This window comes from Actinoallomurus sp. CA-142502 (assembly GCF_050936355.1).
Lineage (GTDB): Bacteria > Actinomycetota > Actinomycetes > Streptosporangiales > Streptosporangiaceae > Actinoallomurus > Actinoallomurus iriomotensis.
Map to the genome: position 1 here is coordinate 7,188,006 of NZ_JBNJMY010000001.1, position 14,831 is coordinate 7,202,836.

Below are 14,831 nucleotides of genomic sequence, written 5' to 3' on the forward strand. Positions count from 1 at the left end.
CCTTGCCGGCGGCGCCGTTCACCCGACCAGCGACTCCACGCCGTCGAGGACGCAGCGCAGGCCGAAGTCGAACGCCTGATCCCGGCCGTCCGGGTCGGACATGGCCGCGGCCAGCGCGGGAAACCGGTCTTCGCGGCCGGTCAGCAGCGCGCCCATGGCGTCGCCCATCGCCTGCTCGGAATCGCCGGCAGGCACCGCCGCGGCCTGTCGCGCGATCATCCGCACATGCCCGGTGAGAGTGGCGGCCACGTCCAGCATCTGTGAGCCGGCCAGTCCCGTACCGGTCAGCGCGGCGACGGCCTGTTCGAGCCGGCCGAGTTCGTTGGGGCCGATCGCGCGCGCCCCGACGGTCGCGCCGTACCTGCTCACCGGCCTGCGCCAGGCGCCCGAGGTGTACTTCGGCTCGATCAGCCGGGTTCGCGTCCCCGCCTGGTCGTCCGGCCGCGCGGCGCTGCTGGGCGACGCCGTCTGGGGACTGACGCTCGGCGGGATGGGCGTCGGCACCGGCATCGTCGGCGCGTACGTGCCGGCCGGCGAGCTCGCCTCCGCCGGCGGCGACCACCGGGCCGGCTTCGCCGCGTACGCGGAGCGGATGCGGCCCTACGCGGACCGCTGGCAGCGCGGCGCCGATCCGGGCCGGTTCCTCGCGCCCGCCAGCGCCCTGGGCCTCCGCTCCCGGAACGCGCCGTTCGGCACCCGCCTGTTCCAGCGGCTGCTGATCAGCAGCACCACGTCGATCGCCACGGACGCCGGCCTGCCGGAGTACGCCTCGGCGTAGGCGGCTCGCGAGGGCCTCACGGAAGACGTCTCCGTGAGGCCCGGTCGTCTCGGCCCCCGTTACCGCATGGCGGTGGCCGTACGGGTACGGCCGCCGCGTCGCATGCCCATCATCCCGACGGTCGCCAGGCCGAGGGCGGTGGCGATGAAACCGATCGCGACGTTGTTGGCGACGATGCCCGCGCGGGCGCCGTGCCCGGCGGAGACCACCCACGGCGAGATGATCATCCAGATCCCGATCGGGACGAGCAGCCAGCCGAGGCCGAGGGCCCGCTCCGGGAGCATCGCGAGGCCCAGGCCGATCACGCTGATCGCGATGCCCAGGATGAGGTTGTTCACCGTGTTCGTGTTGCCCCGGTGGAAGTGAATGACCCACGGTGAGATGGCCAGGTAAAGACCGGTCAGCATGACGAGGCCTTCGAGCATCTCCATCCGGCGGCCCTCGGTCAGCCGTGCGTAGCGTTCGCGCATCTCGGCTGCGTCGGGGTGCCCTGCCATCCCCGAAGAATGGCGAGAGATACCAGCCATTCCGATCGCCTTCTTTCGGAAAGAGGATGAGTCCCCCTGATTCATCCTCCGCCATTATCTCTCGTACTCCCTCCCCCGCATCAGTGGGGTGACCAGGTCATACGCGGCGACGCCCGGCAGGCCGGTCCCCCAGGGTCTGCTCGACCGCCGCGCGTACGACGGCGGTCAGATCGCCCGTGCTCTCGTACGTGCGGCGTTGCCGGGTCGCGCCGTTGCCGCGCTCCAGGAGCCGGCCGGTCAGGTCGAGCGCCGCCCGGTGATCGCCCAGATCGGTCAGCGCCGGCGTCACATGGTCGAGCAGCGCCCGCACCGCCTCCTCCGCCGGGACGGGGCGGAGGCTCACGGGATGCACCAGGTGCCCCTCCAGCCCCGAGCGGCTCGCCCGCCAGGAGGCCATGTGGAGCAGTTCCGTCCGCACCGGCCGGGGCGGGTCGCCGGCCCGCCATTCGCGGGCGGCGGTCTCGACCAGCGCGCGTACGAGCGCGGCCAGCAGGACCGCGTCGTCGGCCGCCGTGCACACGTCCGCGATCCGGATCTCCACCGTCGGATAGTGCCGTGACAGCCGGGCGTCGAAGTAGACCATGCCCTCGTCCAGCAGCACGCCGCTGTCGATCATGGCCTGGACGGTCTCGTGGTAGACCTTCGGCGTGCCGAACGGCTCGGCCGGGCCCGCGGACGGCCAGCGTCCCCAGACCTGGTGCCGGTAGCTGGCGTACCCGCTGTCGCGCCCCTGCCAGAACGGGGAGTTGGCGGTCATCGCGAGCAGCACCGGCAGCCACGGGCGGATCCGGTCCAGGACCCCGACGCCCTCGTCCTCCGACTCCACCCGTACGTGGACGTGGCAGCCGCAGGTGAGCTGTTCCTGCGCGGTGAGGGCGTACTCCTCGGCCATCCGCAGGTAACGCTCCTTCGGCATGGTCGACGGGCTCACCGGCAGCGGCGAGGTGGCCAGCGCGACGACCTGGCAGTTCTCGCGCTCGGCGGCGTCCGCGGCGGCCCGGCGCCGGGCGCGCAGCTGGCCGGCCAGCGCCTCGAGCGTCTCGCAGGGGGCGGTGTCGGTCTCAACCTGCTGGCGTTGCAGTTCCGCCTCTGGCGCGTCTTCGGCCCCGCCGGTGACGGCATCGGCGAGCGCGACCGCCGCGCCGCTGCCGGGATCGACGAGCAGCATCTCCTCCTCGACACCGAAACTACGCACCGTGAACCTCCAAGCTTACGAACGTGACGACCGGGCCCTCTCCGGGATCAGCTCCCGGAGAGGCCCACCTACCCCGTTCGTGCCCTGAATATAGAGATATGGCCCACACCCCCCGCCCCGAGGACGAGCAGTGTCCGGATCCTCCGGTGTGCCCATCCGAGGATCTCCCCGCAGAGCCGCGCGTCGACCACTCCACGGAGTCGGTCCATGCCGTCGAACCGCCCGAGACCGCCCGTACGGAGCGGATGGAGGGCGCGCTCACCGGCGCGCTGCGGCCCGCCCCCGTGGTGCCGCGCTGGATCGGCTGGCTGGTCATCGGCGTCGGCCTGCTCATGCTGCCGTGGGTCGCCGGGCTCGTCTTCATCCTGCCGACGCGGCACGAGGCGGCGCACTACGGCGCGTCGTGGATCGGGTTCGACCTCGCGCTGTGCGCCATGCTCATCCGCACCGGCTGGCTGGCGCAGAAGGGACGCGAGCACATCGAGCTGAGCGCCGCGATGACCGGCACCCTGCTGCTGGTCGACGCCTGGTTCGACGTGGTGACGGCGGACAGCCACCGCGAGCTGGCGATCGCCCTGCTCCTCGCCTTCTGCGCCGAACTGCCGCTGGCGGCCTTCTGCCTGTGGATCGCCGGCCGTGTGGAGTTCCGCCGGCAACGACGCGCCGAGGCGATGTCACGCCTGGTACGGCAGTGGTCGGCGCGCCTCTCGTCCGAGCGGCGCACCCCACCGGTCGAAGAACCCGAGAGATAACCCCGATCAGACCGTCGTCCGGGAGGGCTCCAGCACCTCGCGGAGGCGGGCGGCGTACGCGCTGGGGTGGGACAGGTCGCCGTTGTGGCCGCCGGGGAACTCCGCGGGTTCGGTGCCGAGCGCCTTCGCCGGTTCCTCGGCGCACCTGCGGCCGAACACGGCGCCCGGGGTGGTGCGGCCGACCGCGGGCACGACGCGCACGCCCGTTCCCAGTGCGGACCGCGGGTCGAACGTGTCGGCGAGAAGCGCGTCGAAGTCGTGCTCCACGAAGTGCCGGAAGTCGGCGGCGCGCTCGGGCGTCATCGGGTGCGGAGTGAGGCCGGGCTCGGTCTCGCGGGCGGGGTCGATGCCGAGGACGTGGGCGATCTCCGCGAGCGCCGCGGCCATGCCCTTCTCCCGCAGGACCCGCTGGAGGTGGGCGAGCTCCTCCTCGTGCCGTGCGCGTTCGGCGGCCGGCAGCAGCGCGGGGGCGACGGGCTCGTGCGCGACGAGCGCGGCCAGCCGCCCGGGATGCTCGGCGGCCCAGGTGGAGGCCGATCAGGGCGCCGAAGCCGCACCCGAGCATGAACGCGGGCTCGTCGGTGACGGCGGCGAGCAGGCGGTGGGCGTCGTCCACGTGGGCGGCCATGGTCACCGGACGGCGGGGGTCGTCGACGGTGCCGCGCGCCAGTCCCCTGCGGTCGTAGGTCACCACGGTGTAAGCGTCGGCGAGCCGCCTCGGCGACCAGGCCATCGGCACGGCGCTCGGCACGGACGACCCGGAACGCGTCGCCGAGGTCGTGAACGCGCTCCGGCTGCTCGCCGACCGCCTGTCCCCCACGGCCCACTGAGACGGAAACCGGACGGCGTGTTCGGCGCCACGGTCGCTCGCCCCGCCCTGGTCGCCCGCCTTCACGCGGCGTCACCCCATCGGATGCCCTGTGTGCGGCACCGCTCACCTGGCCCCGGGCGGGGGCTACGCGGGCTCGGCCGGACGGCGGGCGGCCTCCGGGAGGGTGCGGATCACGCTGCGCAGGTGGGCGCGGGCGGCTGCCTCGGCGGCCTCCGCGTCGTGGGCGCGGATCGCGTCGATGATGGCCAGGTGCTCCGGCAGGGAGACGGTCGGACGGCCGGGGTGCATCGCCAGGCGGAACTGGTGGCGGACGTTCTGGGCGCGCAGGCGTTCGAGGACGGTCGCGGCGGTGTGCTGGCCGCTGATCTCGCGGACGCGGCGGTGGAGGCGCTCGTTCAGGCGGGAGTAGCCGAGCACGTCGCCCGACGCGACGGCCTCGCGCATGTTCTCGCCGATCCGCTCCAGCTCCTCCGACTCGGCCTCGGTGATCCGGGTGGCGGCCTTCGCGGCGCACAGGCCTTCCAGCACCATGCGCACCTCGGAGATCTCGATCGCCTCTTCGAGGCGTACGGCGCGGACGCGGGCGCCGCGGTTCTGCACCCGCTCGACCAGTCCCTCGTTGGTCAGTTCGAGCAGCGCCGCGCGGACCCTGGCGCGGCTGGCGGCGAAGCGCTCCGACAGGTCCGCCTCGACCAGGCGCTGATTCGGGACGAACTCGCCGGTGAGGATGGCCTCCCGGATGCCGGCCACCACGGCCCGATCGCTGCCGTTGCCCTCCCCCACACGGTCCCCCTGACCACCGAGATTGTCACCAATTTCGTCGGTCCAACTCTAGTCATGAGCGGACCCGCTCCGAGCGGCGACGGCCCTCTCACTCCCCGGAACGATGCGTGTCGTCAAGTCGATTCCGCGGAAACCGCGCGCCCGCCATCGGTTTCGGCGTGGAGCGCGCCCCTGCGGCGAGGCGCCGAACCGGTGAACGCACCGCTGACGTGGGACGAGTCGCGTCCGGTCCGCACGCCGGGCCCGTACGGGATCCGCGAACCCGTGTCCCGCCGTGCACCACGAGTTCCCGGACGGTCCCTGAGAGTTCGCCAAGTCCGGTTCGCCGGGGCGACATGAGTAGGTAAGGTCGGCGACGCCAGTTCGGTCCTGGAGCCGCCAGGACCGGTGAACCGGACCAGCGAAGTAGATCCTGATGAGCACCCCCCAGTCATCGGCGTTCCAGCCGCTCCCGCGGTCTCAGGCCGCCCTGCCGGCGCCGTCGTCACTCGCGGAGCCGGTCGCGGAGCCGGCCGCCGCGGAGCCCGCCCGCAAGCCGCGGCAGCGCGACCCGTTCTTCGACAACGCCAAGTTCTTCGCGATCCTGCTCGTCGTCGCGGGCCACATCATCCAGAACCTCCGCGACATCCACTTCGCGCACGCGCTCTACCTGTTCGTCTACACCTTCCACATGCCGGTGTTCATCGTCATCACCGGCTACTTCACGCGGCGTTTCACCTTCGCGGGCGGGAAGGCGCGCAAGCTGCTCACCAACGTGGCCGTGCCCTATTTCGTCTTCGAGACGGCGTACTCCACGTACCACTGGGCGGTCGGGCACGCGAAGTTCGAGCTCAGCCTGCTCGACCCGTACTACCTCACCTGGTTCCTGATGGCGCTGTTCGCGTGGCGGCTGTCCACGCCGGTCTGGCAGCAGATCCGCTTCCCCATCCTGGTCGCCGTCGTGATCAGCCTGCTGTCGGGGATGAGCCAGCTGCCCGGCACCCTGGAGATGAACCGCGTCTTCGGACTGGTGCCCTTCTACGTCCTGGGCCTGTTCCTCAAGCCGGAGCACTTCGAGACCCTCAAGAAGGGCTGGGCCGCCGTCCTCGGCGCGCTGACCATGGTCGGCGGGTTCGCCGTCACGTACCTGTTCGTCGACCGGCACATGGCGACCGAGTGGGTGTACTGGCGCAGCGGCAACCCGACGCTCCACGTGAACAACCTCGTCGGGACGGGCATGCGGCTCGGCCTTCTCGTTGCGGCGACCGTGCTGGTCCTGGCGTTCCTGTCGCTGGTACCGCGGCGGCAGCACTGGTTCACCTCGCTCGGGTCGGCCACGCTGTACGCCTACCTGCTCCACGGCTTCGCCACCAAGCTCGCGGACTACTACGGCTGGTACCACTTCGCCTTCCTGCACACGGTGCTGGGCGTCCTGGCGGCCGGGGCGGCGGGTGCGCTGCTCGCGACGCTGCTGTGCACGCCGCCGGTGCGCTGGCTCATGCGCTGGGCACTCGAACCCAACATGGCCTGGGCGTTCACCGCTCTGCGCCGGCCGAAGAACTACCTGTACTCCGGCCGCCGTCGGCGACGCGCGCAGGCCGAGCCGGAACACGCCGGCTGACCGCACACGCCTCGGCGTGCCATTGTCCGAATAAATCGGATGACCATTTCCGATGGGGCGTCCTATCGTTCTTCATGAGCCGCCCCGGCAGGGTCAGGAGCGAGTGGCCTTCCGGAACCGGTGCAATCGGAACAGTCATCCTTTGATAACAGGTCTCCCATCCGAAAACTCGTCCTTCACATCGGGCCTGTTACGGGGCGGCTCCTTCGCGAGAACAATGGGAGAACGTCATGGCACGCACGCGGGAAATCGTCATCAAGTCCACTCACCGCGGCCTCCGCTACGAGGACGGCCGGCTGACCGACGTGCTCGAGGCCGGGCGCTACGAGGTGCCGGACGCCGAGCGCCGCCGCAGGAACAGCCCGGTCGTGGAGATCGTGCTGGTCGACATGCGCGAGCGTGAACTGCTGCTCAAGGGGCAGGAGATCCTGACCTCCGACAAGGTCGCGGTCCGGGTCAGCATCATCACCCAGTATCGCGTCGTCGACCCGGCCGCCGCGCTGGAAAAGGTCGAGTCGTACGCCGACCGCCTTTACAGCGATGTGCAGCTGGCCGCCCGGCGTTCGCTCGCGTCGATGACGCTGGAGGGAATTCTCACCAATCGCAACCGGCTCAGCGAGGACATTCTCGGCGACGTCCAGGAGGCGGCTTCCGGCTACGGCATCGCCATTCTCCGAGCGGACGTCAAGGATCTCGTGTTCCCGGGGAACCTGCAGGAGATCATGAACCGCGTGCTCGCGACCGAGCGCCTCAGCGAGGCACAGCTCGTCGAGGCCCGCACCAAGGCCGAGCGGGAGGCGATCGAGGCGCGGGCGAAGGCCGAGACCGAGCGGATCACCGCCCGGTCCCGGCGCGAGACCGAGCTGGTCAAGGCGGAGGGCCGCGCGGAGACCCAGCGCCTGCAGGCCGAGTCCGACGCGGAGGCCCTGCGGCTGCACGCCGAGGCCGCCGGGGCGTACGCCGATCACCCGGTCCTGCTGCGGGTGCGGGAGCTGGAGACCCTCGCGCGTCTGGCCACCAACGCCGAGGCCCGGCTGTACATCGGCTTCGACAAGCACGCCGAGCTCCAGCGCGCGGAGTGACCGCGTGCGGCTCGCCGCTTCCCGGCGTCACGGCCCGGCCGGGGGGCTTGACCTGGCGTCCCGCCGACCGGGAAGGTGAGCGGATGAGCGGTACGGGCGAGACGCGGGACGGGGTGTCCCTGACGAACCTCGACCAGCCGCTGTTCGAGGGCGCGGACGCCACGAAGCGCGACCTGGTCGACTATCTCGACGCGGTGCGTGACCGGATCCTCCCCGCGCTGCACGGCCGGCCACTCTCGGTGGTCCGCGTGCTGCGCGGTCAGGACCCGTTCATGCAGAAGAACGTGCCCAAGTACGCGCCGCCGTGGGTCGACACGGTCACGCTGTGGGCCGAGACGTCCCGGCGCAAGGTGTCCTACGCGCTGTGCGACGACCGCCGTACGCTGCTGTGGTTCGCCAACCAGCGGGCGGTGGAGTACCACCCGGCGCTGATCCGGGCCGGCGACCGGGCGCACGCCACCCACCTGGTGCTCGACATCGACCCGCCGGACGGTGGCGCGTTCGCCGAGGCCGCCGGTGCCGCGCGGCTCGTACGCCGGGTGCTGGCGGACGTGGGCATGGCGGGCGTCGTGAAGACCAGCGGCGCGAAGGGCCTCCACGTGTTCGTGCCGATCACGGAGGCGCCGCACGAGGAGGTGGCCGCCGCGACCCGTGCGGTCGCGGCGCGGGCGGAGCGCCTCGATCCCGGCCTCGCCACCACCGCCTTCATCCGCGAGGACCGCGCGGGCAAGGTGTTCCTGGACTCGACCCGGTCCGGCGGCGCGACGACGGTGGTGGCCACCTACAGCCCGCGCGTACGGCCGGGCGTGCCGGTGTCCTGCCCCCTGTCGTGGGACGACCTGGACGCGGTGACGCCCGCCGACTTCACCATCCGTACGGTGCCGGCTCTGGTCGCGGTCCGGGATCCGTGGGCGGAGGAGATGCCCGAGCCCCGGCCGCTGGACGCGGGCCTGGTCGAGGAGGGCCGTACGATCCCGGTCGCCCGTGTCCAGGCGATGCACGAGGGCAAACGCCGGGCCCGCGCCCGCCGTGCCCAGGAGGAGTCGTGACGATCTTCGATGACCTGACCGCCGAGCAGGATCGGCTGGAGGGCCTCCTCGCCGGCCTGGACGAGGCGCAGTGGACCTCGCCGTCCGGCGCCGAAGGATGGACCGTCGCGGACGTCGTGCTCCACCTCGCCCAGTCCGAGGAGGGAGTGACGGCCACGGCGGCCGGCGCGGGCGCGGCGATCCGCCCGGCGGACGGGCTGTCGGTGGACGAGTCGATGGACCGCCTCGTACGCGCGGAGCGCACGTCGCCGGAGCAGGTGTTCCGGCGGTGGCGCGAGGCGCGGCGCGCCGCGGTCGCCGCGCTGCGGTCGGCCGACCCCGGGCGGCCTCTCCTGTGGGTCGAGGCGCCGCTGAAACCGGCCACGCTGGCGACCACCCGGCTGGCCGAGCACTGGGCGCACGGCCTCGACATCGCCGGGCCGCTGGGCCTGGCCTTCGCCGACACCGAGCGGCTGCGTCACGTCGCGTGGCTGGCCCACCGCACGCTGCCGTACGCCCTGGCGCTGACCGGAGCCGGCGAGCACCCGGTGTCGTGCGCGCTGACCGCCCCGGACGGCACGACCGCGTGGCGGTACGGCCCGGACGACGCGGAGTCGGCCATCACCGGGCCCGCCGGGGCGTTCTGCCGCGTCGCGGCCCAGCGGCTGAGCCCGGCCGAGTCCGGCCTGCGCACCACCGGCCCGTACGGCGCGACGGCCCTGGAAGTCCTGCGCACCTACGCCGCGTAGCCTCACGTTCCGCTCCTGTCCTGCCGAATCGAGCGGCCATACGACGGGGCCGCTACGCTCTGGTCGATGACGGATCTTGCGCCGATGACGGATGACGAGTTGGCCGACGCGGTCCGCGACGAACTCACCGCTGCCGGGCTGACGGTGCTCGGTCCGGAGCAGGATCGCGGTGGCGTCCGCGTCGTCGTGGATGACGGCGTGTGGGTTTCCTGGAAATGCGGTGCGGAGCTGTCGGCGGCGGCCATGGCCGTGCTCCGACGAGGCGCCTACCGCCAGGACCGCTCGCAGACGCACATCTCGCTGGCCTACCAGGGCACGGTGACGGAGGCGATGACCGGAGCGATCGCGGCGATCCTGACCGCGACGGGCTTTGAGGTCCAGGACGACGCCGACGACTATCACCACCCGATGGACCTGCTGGTCGGACCGCGCCGGGCGGTACCCCACTGGCGCGACCCCATCGACCCGGCACTCGACGGCGCCTCCGGCTTCATGCCCGGCGTCCGCGTCCGCGTGCGCTCCGGCGAGTTCGCCGGGGCCGAGTTGACGGTGAGCAGCACCGGCGTCGACCTGCGAACGCGCGCGGTCATCGGCTACCGGCTCGAGCACCCGAGCGGTGACGGCTTCCTCGACGTGCCGCCCGACGCCGTAGAGTTCGCCGCCGACGACTTTCCGGCTCCGAGATCGTCCCACGCACCGGCGTGAGGAGTGCACCGGGCGACCGGCACGCCGCTGATCAGGAAGTCCGGGTCGTTTCCGTTCACGGCGGTCGTCTCAGCCTCGACCACCGCTGGGGGCAGACGGTGCGTCCCGGAGGATCAGGGCGAGCTCGTCGGGTGCCTCCAGGGGGATGAGGTGCCCGCTGCCGGGGATCACGCTTAGGTCCGCGCGGCGCAGGTAGGGCAGCAGATTGTCGCGGAGCACCCCCGCCGGCTCCACGCGGTCGTGTTCACCGGCGACGACGAGGACGGGCACGTCGATGTCGCGGGCCTCGCGGGTGATGTCCTGGGCGATCCCGTGCAGCGGCCACTCGATGCGGGCCGCGGGAGCGCCGGCGCGAGAGTCGGCCAGGATCTGGGCCCTGAGATCGTCGCTCAGCGGTGTGGCGGTCAGGACGGTGTCACGGGCCGCGGCGGTGGTCTCGTCGGAGTCGTAGGCGTGCGACAGCGCTTCCCGGTATTCGGGGGTGACGACGGCGGCGGGCCGGGCCGGTCCGGGCCCGACGAGGACGAGCCCGGCGAGCCCCGCCGGACGCGCGGCGGCCACGAGTTGGGCCACCTTGCCGCCCATGGAGTGCCCGACGAGCACGTAATCGGTCACCCCGGCGTCGGCGATGACGGCGCGCGTGTCGCGGGCGAGCTGCTCCAGGGTGTACGGGCCGGGCAACGCGCGGGAGCGTCCCCACCCGCGGGCCTCGATGCTCAGCGTGCCGCGTCCGGGCAGCCGGTCGATCACCGGTCGCCAGGTGCGCGCCGCCCCTCCCCAATAGTGAAGAAATACCAGTGTCGGCCCCTCCCCCGGGCGGTGGTCATAGGCGGGAAGGCCGGTTGCGATGGCGGCGGTCATGAGAACTCCCTGCTCATAGCGGATTGTGTCGTCATCCACTCAAGCGCACGCCCCCGCCCGGCGCATCGTCACGGCCGGACACGGCATGGTGAAAAATGGACACGTGGCCACGATCCGGCAGCTCACCTACCAGCCTCCGCGGGAGGCTTCGGCACCCGTGGAGACGATGTCCTTCGCCCGGTTGCGGCGGCTGAACGACGGCTCGACCCAGCGCGGCGACTTCCACGTGCTCGCGGTGGTCCGCCGCGGCCGGGGACGGGTCTCGATCGACTTCTCCGCTCACCCGCTGGCGCCGAGAGACGTGGTGTGGATCCGGCCCGGCGTGGTGCACCGCTGGGACGACCTCGGGGACCTCGCCGGCGATCTGGTCCTGTTCGTGCCGACCGCGCCGGTCACGCCCGGCAGCCGGGCCCTGGCCGCCGACCCGGGCGTTTCGGCGTGCTGGGCCGCCGCCGACGCGGTGTGGCCGTTGGTCACGGCCGCGCTCGGGCATCTCCGTCTCGAGGCCGGCGCCACCGAGGACGCCCGGACCGGAGAACTCCCCGGCCTGCTCCTGTCCGCGCTGCTGCTCCGGCTCGACCCGCCCGCCGGCGCCGGCCGGCCCGGCAACGCCGTCTTCCACCGCTTCCGCGACGCCGTGGAGGAGGACTTCCGCGTTCATCATGACGTCGCCCACTACGGACGCAGACTCGGATACTCGCCGCGGACGCTGTCGCGCGGCGTCCGGGCGGCGACCGGCCGTACCGCCAAGGACTACCTGTGCGAGCGGCTCCTCCTGGAGGCCAAGCGGCTGCTGGCCCACGATCGCCTGAGCCCGGCCCGATGCGGACGGCGGCTGGGCTTCGCCGACGCCTCGAACTTCTCGGCCTTCTTCCTCCGCGAGGCCGGCGTACGTCCCGGCGCGTGGCAGTCGGCGAACCTCATCGGTCAGCGCTAGTCAGTCCGGGAGGAGAGGCACGGTCTGGCCCTCGTCGCGGCCCAGCAGCACGCCACGGGTGAGGGCCGACGAGCCGAAGCGGTCGCGGACCTCGTCGACCGCGCCGTCGAGCGCCGCCGGCGCGAAGTGGTCGAGCGGCAGGGAGAGCTGGACCGCCCGGTCGTCGTACAGGTCACCCACGGCCACGCCGAGCAAGGTCAGCCCGCGGTCGGCGACGAGGTCGCCCGCGGCCGACAGGAGGGCACGGGCGGCCGACAGGACGGCGTCGGTCTCGGCGGTCGGCTGGGGCAGCGTGTGACCCCGGGTCGCGCGGGTGAAGTCGTCGAATCTCAGCCGCAGCGTCACCGTGCGGCACATCCGGTGCGCCGTGCGCAGACGGCGGCACACCCGATCGACCAGGCCGGCCAGAATCGCGGCGAGATCAGCCCGGTCGCCGCGGCCCAGGGCCCGCTGCGCACCCATCGAGCGGCGCCGGACCCCCGTACGCACCGGGCGCGGATCGCGGCCACGGGCCAGCGCGTGCAGGTGACGGCCGGAGGAGGGGCCCAGCATGGCGACCAGGAGGCTCTCCGGCAGGGCGGCCACGTCGCCGACCGTCGTGATGCCCCGGCGGCCGAGCTTGCCCGCGGTCACCGGGCCGACACCCCACAGCCGGCGGACCGGCAGCGGATGGAGGAACTCACACTCGCCGTCCGGCGGGACCACCAGCAGCCCGTCCGGCTTGGCCACACCGCTCGCCACCTTGGCGAGGAACTTGGTGCGCGCCACCCCGACGGTGATCGGCAGACCGACCTCCTCGGCGATCTCGCGCCGCAGGCGTACGGCGATGTCGACCGGTGAGCCGGAGATCCGGCGCAGGCCGGCGACGTCGAGGAACGCCTCGTCGATCGAGAGTCCTTCCACCAGCGGCGTCGTGTGCCGGAACACCGAGAACACTGCCTCGCTCGCCGCGCTGTAGGCCCGCATCCTCGGCTCCACCACGACCGCCTGCGGGCACAGCCGCCGCGCCTGGTGTCCGCTCATCGCGGTACGGACGCCGTAGGCCTTGGCCTCGTAGCTGGCCGCGAGCACGACGCCCGTTCCGACGATCACGGGCCGGGACCGCAGGCGGGGATCGTCGCGCTGCTCGACCGACGCGTAGAAGGCGTCCAGGTCGGCGTGCAGGATCGCAGCCTCAGTCGACACGAACATATGTTCGCATACCCCACCCCCACCTGCGAAGACCGGAACACCTCACGTTACGACGACGTTAGTTGACACGTCATGTATCTAGCTCTAATTTAGTTGATTGTTGAACTACTGAAGCGCGGAGATCAGGAGAAGACCATGGGACAGCTCGCCGGGAAGACCGTCGTCGTCACGGGCGGCACCAGCGGCATCGGGCTCGCCGCGGCCCGCCGTTTCCAGGAGGAGGGCGCCAACGTCATCATCACCGGGCGCCGGAAGGAGGCACTGGAGGAAGCCGTCACCGCCATCGGCGGGTCGGTGACCGCGGTGCAGGCCGACAGCTCCGACCTGGCGGACCTGGACCGCCTCTACGCGACCGTCGCGGACCGGAGACTGCGCGTCGATGTCCTGTTCGCCAACGCCGGCGGCGGCGAGTTCGCCACCCTCGAACAGGTCACCGAGGAGCACTTCGACGCCACGTTCGGCACCAATGTCAAGGGCGTGCTGTTCACCGTCCAGAAGGCGCTGCCGCTGCTCAACGACGGAGCGTCGGTGATCCTCACCGGCTCGACCGCGGCGACGGTCGGCGACGAGGCGTTCGGTGTCTACGGCGCCTCCAAGGCGGCCGTACGGTCCTTCTCGCGCACCTGGGCGAACGAGCTCAAGGGCCGCGGCATCCGCGTCAACACCATCGTCCCCGGGCCGATCGAGACGCCCGGCCTCAACGGGCTCGCCCCCGACGATGAGCAGGCCGCACAGCTGCGGGACCACCTGGCGAGCACCGTGCCCCTGGGCCGAATGGGCCGTGCGGAGGAAGTGGCCTCCGTCGCCGTCTTTCTCGCCTCGGCCGAGAGCAGCTTCATCACCGGCACCGAGATCTACGTCGACGGCGGCGCCAACCAGGTCTGAACCGACCCCGCACGCATCAGAGAGGACACGACCATGCACATCGGGCGAATCGGCATCTGGAGCCCTGAACTGCGCGACCCGGGTCAGGCCGAGGAGGCCGCGGCCGAGCTGGACCGGCAGGGCTGGGGCGCGCTGTGGATCCCCGGACTCGGCGGCGGCGACATCCTCGGCGACGCCGAGCGGCTACTGCGCGCCACCGACGACGCCGTCGTCGCCACCGGGGTGTTCAGCATCTGGCGGCACCCGGCCGACGAGATGGCCGCCGGGCACGCGCGGCTGCGGAAGACGTACGGCCACCGGCTGCTGTTCGGCCTCGGCGTCAGCGACGCCGAGGCCGCTCGCGCGGCCGGCGGGACGTACCGGCCGCTGGCCGCGATGAACGCCTATCTCGACCGCTTCGACCAGGCCCCGGAGCCGGTCCCGCCCGGCGAGCGGATCGTCGCGGCGATGGGTCCCAAGCTCACCGAACTCGCCGCCCGGCGTAGCGCCGGCACGCACCCCTTCCTGGTCACCCCCGGCTTCACGGCCACCGCCCGGTCCCTGCTCGGCACCGGTCCCCTGCTGGCGCCCTACCAGGCGGTCGTGGTCGACGACGACGCCGGCCGGGCCCGCACCACCGCCCGCCGGTTCCTGGCCACGTTCATCGCCATGGACCACTACGCCCAGAGCCTGCTGCGCCAGGGATTCACCGAGGCGGATCTCGCCGACGGCGGCAGCGACCGGCTCATCGACGCGGTCGTCGCCTGGGGGGACGTCGCCACCATCGGCGAACGCGTCCGGGCCCACCACGACGTCGGCGCCGACCACGTCGCCCTGCACGTCATCACCGACCGGCCCGGACCGCCGCGGGCCGAGTGGCGGGCCCTGGCCCCGCTCGCGCGAGGTCGATGTTCGCGCCGAAGCGATGCGTGATACGTCAACTTCCC

Annotated in this window: 17 protein-coding genes; 10 read left to right on the top strand and 7 right to left on the bottom strand. The window is 72.3% G+C overall.

Annotated features, from left to right (window positions below; all coding sequences use genetic code 11):
• Window positions 1–18: 18 nt before the first annotated feature.
• Window positions 19–369 carry a TetR/AcrR family transcriptional regulator C-terminal domain-containing protein gene (locus tag ACQEV1_RS33895; RefSeq protein ID WP_433399202.1) on the bottom strand — a complete coding sequence of 117 codons (351 nt, stop codon included), beginning with the start codon at window positions 367–369 and terminating at the stop codon, window positions 19–21.
• On the opposite strand from ACQEV1_RS33895, the gene ACQEV1_RS33900 reads away from it, so the two are divergent.
• Entirely contained in the window at window positions 323–778 is a 456-nt protein-coding gene (locus ACQEV1_RS33900; protein WP_433399205.1) for a hypothetical protein, read from the top strand. The two genes, ACQEV1_RS33895 and ACQEV1_RS33900, sit on opposite strands and share 47 nt — an antisense overlap.
• 59 nt (window positions 779–837) lie before the next feature.
• On the opposite strand, the gene ACQEV1_RS33905 is transcribed toward ACQEV1_RS33900, so the two are convergent.
• Together ACQEV1_RS33905 and ACQEV1_RS33910 are read right to left on the bottom strand one after the other, a co-directional pair.
• Window positions 838–1,275 (bottom strand): SPW repeat protein, encoded by a 438-nt coding sequence (locus tag ACQEV1_RS33905; RefSeq protein WP_285630021.1) that lies wholly within the window; start codon window positions 1,273–1,275, stop codon window positions 838–840.
• Between the two features lie 127 nt (window positions 1,276–1,402).
• Window positions 1,403–2,500 (bottom strand): glutamate--cysteine ligase, encoded by a 1,098-nt coding sequence (locus tag ACQEV1_RS33910; protein ID WP_433399209.1) that lies wholly within the window; start codon window positions 2,498–2,500, stop codon window positions 1,403–1,405.
• A gap of 98 nt (window positions 2,501–2,598) precedes the next feature.
• Here ACQEV1_RS33910 and ACQEV1_RS33915 point away from each other — a divergent pair, with 98 nt between their 5' ends.
• On the top strand, window positions 2,599–3,252 hold the full coding sequence (locus ACQEV1_RS33915) for a hypothetical protein (RefSeq protein WP_285630017.1): 654 nt from the start codon (window positions 2,599–2,601) through the stop codon (window positions 3,250–3,252).
• A 6-nt stretch (window positions 3,253–3,258) separates the two neighbouring features.
• Here ACQEV1_RS33915 and ACQEV1_RS33920 read toward each other — a convergent pair whose 3' ends face one another.
• Together ACQEV1_RS33920 and ACQEV1_RS33925 are read right to left on the bottom strand one after the other, a co-directional pair.
• Window positions 3,259–3,639 carry a hypothetical protein gene (locus ACQEV1_RS33920; RefSeq protein ID WP_433399212.1) on the bottom strand — a complete coding sequence of 127 codons (381 nt, stop codon included), beginning with the start codon at window positions 3,637–3,639 and terminating at the stop codon, window positions 3,259–3,261.
• Window positions 3,640–4,207: 568 nt separating this feature from the next.
• Complete coding sequence (locus tag ACQEV1_RS33925; RefSeq protein WP_285630013.1) at window positions 4,208–4,867, bottom strand: GntR family transcriptional regulator; 660 nt, start codon at window positions 4,865–4,867, stop codon at window positions 4,208–4,210.
• A 415-nt stretch (window positions 4,868–5,282) separates the two neighbouring features.
• Between ACQEV1_RS33925 and ACQEV1_RS33930 the strand changes: the two genes are divergently transcribed.
• The 5 genes from ACQEV1_RS33930 (at window position 5,283) to ACQEV1_RS33950 (ending at window position 10,031) form a co-directional block, all read left to right on the top strand.
• The gene (locus ACQEV1_RS33930; protein WP_433399215.1) at window positions 5,283–6,467 is read left to right on the top strand and encodes an acyltransferase family protein; all 1,185 of its coding nucleotides are present in this window, start codon (window positions 5,283–5,285) and stop codon (window positions 6,465–6,467) included.
• Between the two features lie 230 nt (window positions 6,468–6,697).
• Window positions 6,698–7,549: a slipin family protein gene (locus tag ACQEV1_RS33935; protein WP_285630008.1), complete on the top strand. Its 852-nt coding sequence runs from the start codon at window positions 6,698–6,700 to the stop codon at window positions 7,547–7,549.
• Window positions 7,550–7,632: 83 nt separating this feature from the next.
• Window positions 7,633–8,598, top strand: coding sequence for a DNA polymerase domain-containing protein (locus tag ACQEV1_RS33940; RefSeq protein ID WP_433399219.1), 966 nt, complete (start codon window positions 7,633–7,635; stop codon window positions 8,596–8,598).
• Complete coding sequence (locus ACQEV1_RS33945) at window positions 8,595–9,326, top strand: maleylpyruvate isomerase family mycothiol-dependent enzyme (RefSeq protein ID WP_433399222.1); 732 nt, start codon at window positions 8,595–8,597, stop codon at window positions 9,324–9,326. Before ACQEV1_RS33940 ends, ACQEV1_RS33945 begins: the two co-directional genes overlap by 4 nt.
• Before the next feature lie 66 nt (window positions 9,327–9,392).
• Complete coding sequence (locus ACQEV1_RS33950) at window positions 9,393–10,031, top strand: hypothetical protein (RefSeq protein ID WP_433399225.1); 639 nt, start codon at window positions 9,393–9,395, stop codon at window positions 10,029–10,031.
• Between the two features lie 69 nt (window positions 10,032–10,100).
• On the opposite strand, the gene ACQEV1_RS33955 is transcribed toward ACQEV1_RS33950, so the two are convergent.
• Window positions 10,101–10,892 (bottom strand): alpha/beta fold hydrolase, encoded by a 792-nt coding sequence (locus ACQEV1_RS33955; RefSeq protein ID WP_433399228.1) that lies wholly within the window; start codon window positions 10,890–10,892, stop codon window positions 10,101–10,103.
• A gap of 103 nt (window positions 10,893–10,995) precedes the next feature.
• Here ACQEV1_RS33955 and ACQEV1_RS33960 point away from each other — a divergent pair, with 103 nt between their 5' ends.
• Window positions 10,996–11,829, top strand: coding sequence for a helix-turn-helix domain-containing protein (locus ACQEV1_RS33960; RefSeq protein ID WP_285629998.1), 834 nt, complete (start codon window positions 10,996–10,998; stop codon window positions 11,827–11,829).
• On the opposite strand, the gene dinB is transcribed toward ACQEV1_RS33960, so the two are convergent.
• Entirely contained in the window at window positions 11,830–13,014 is a 1,185-nt protein-coding gene (dinB, locus tag ACQEV1_RS33965) for a DNA polymerase IV (RefSeq protein WP_433399232.1), read from the bottom strand. It lies immediately after the preceding gene.
• Between the two features lie 141 nt (window positions 13,015–13,155).
• Between dinB and ACQEV1_RS33970 the strand changes: the two genes are divergently transcribed.
• Window positions 13,156–13,905: an SDR family oxidoreductase gene (locus ACQEV1_RS33970; protein WP_433399235.1), complete on the top strand. Its 750-nt coding sequence runs from the start codon at window positions 13,156–13,158 to the stop codon at window positions 13,903–13,905.
• Between the two features lie 33 nt (window positions 13,906–13,938).
• Entirely contained in the window at window positions 13,939–14,817 is an 879-nt protein-coding gene (locus ACQEV1_RS33975) for a TIGR03620 family F420-dependent LLM class oxidoreductase (RefSeq protein ID WP_433399237.1), read from the top strand.
• Window positions 14,818–14,831: the final 14 nt, after the last annotated feature.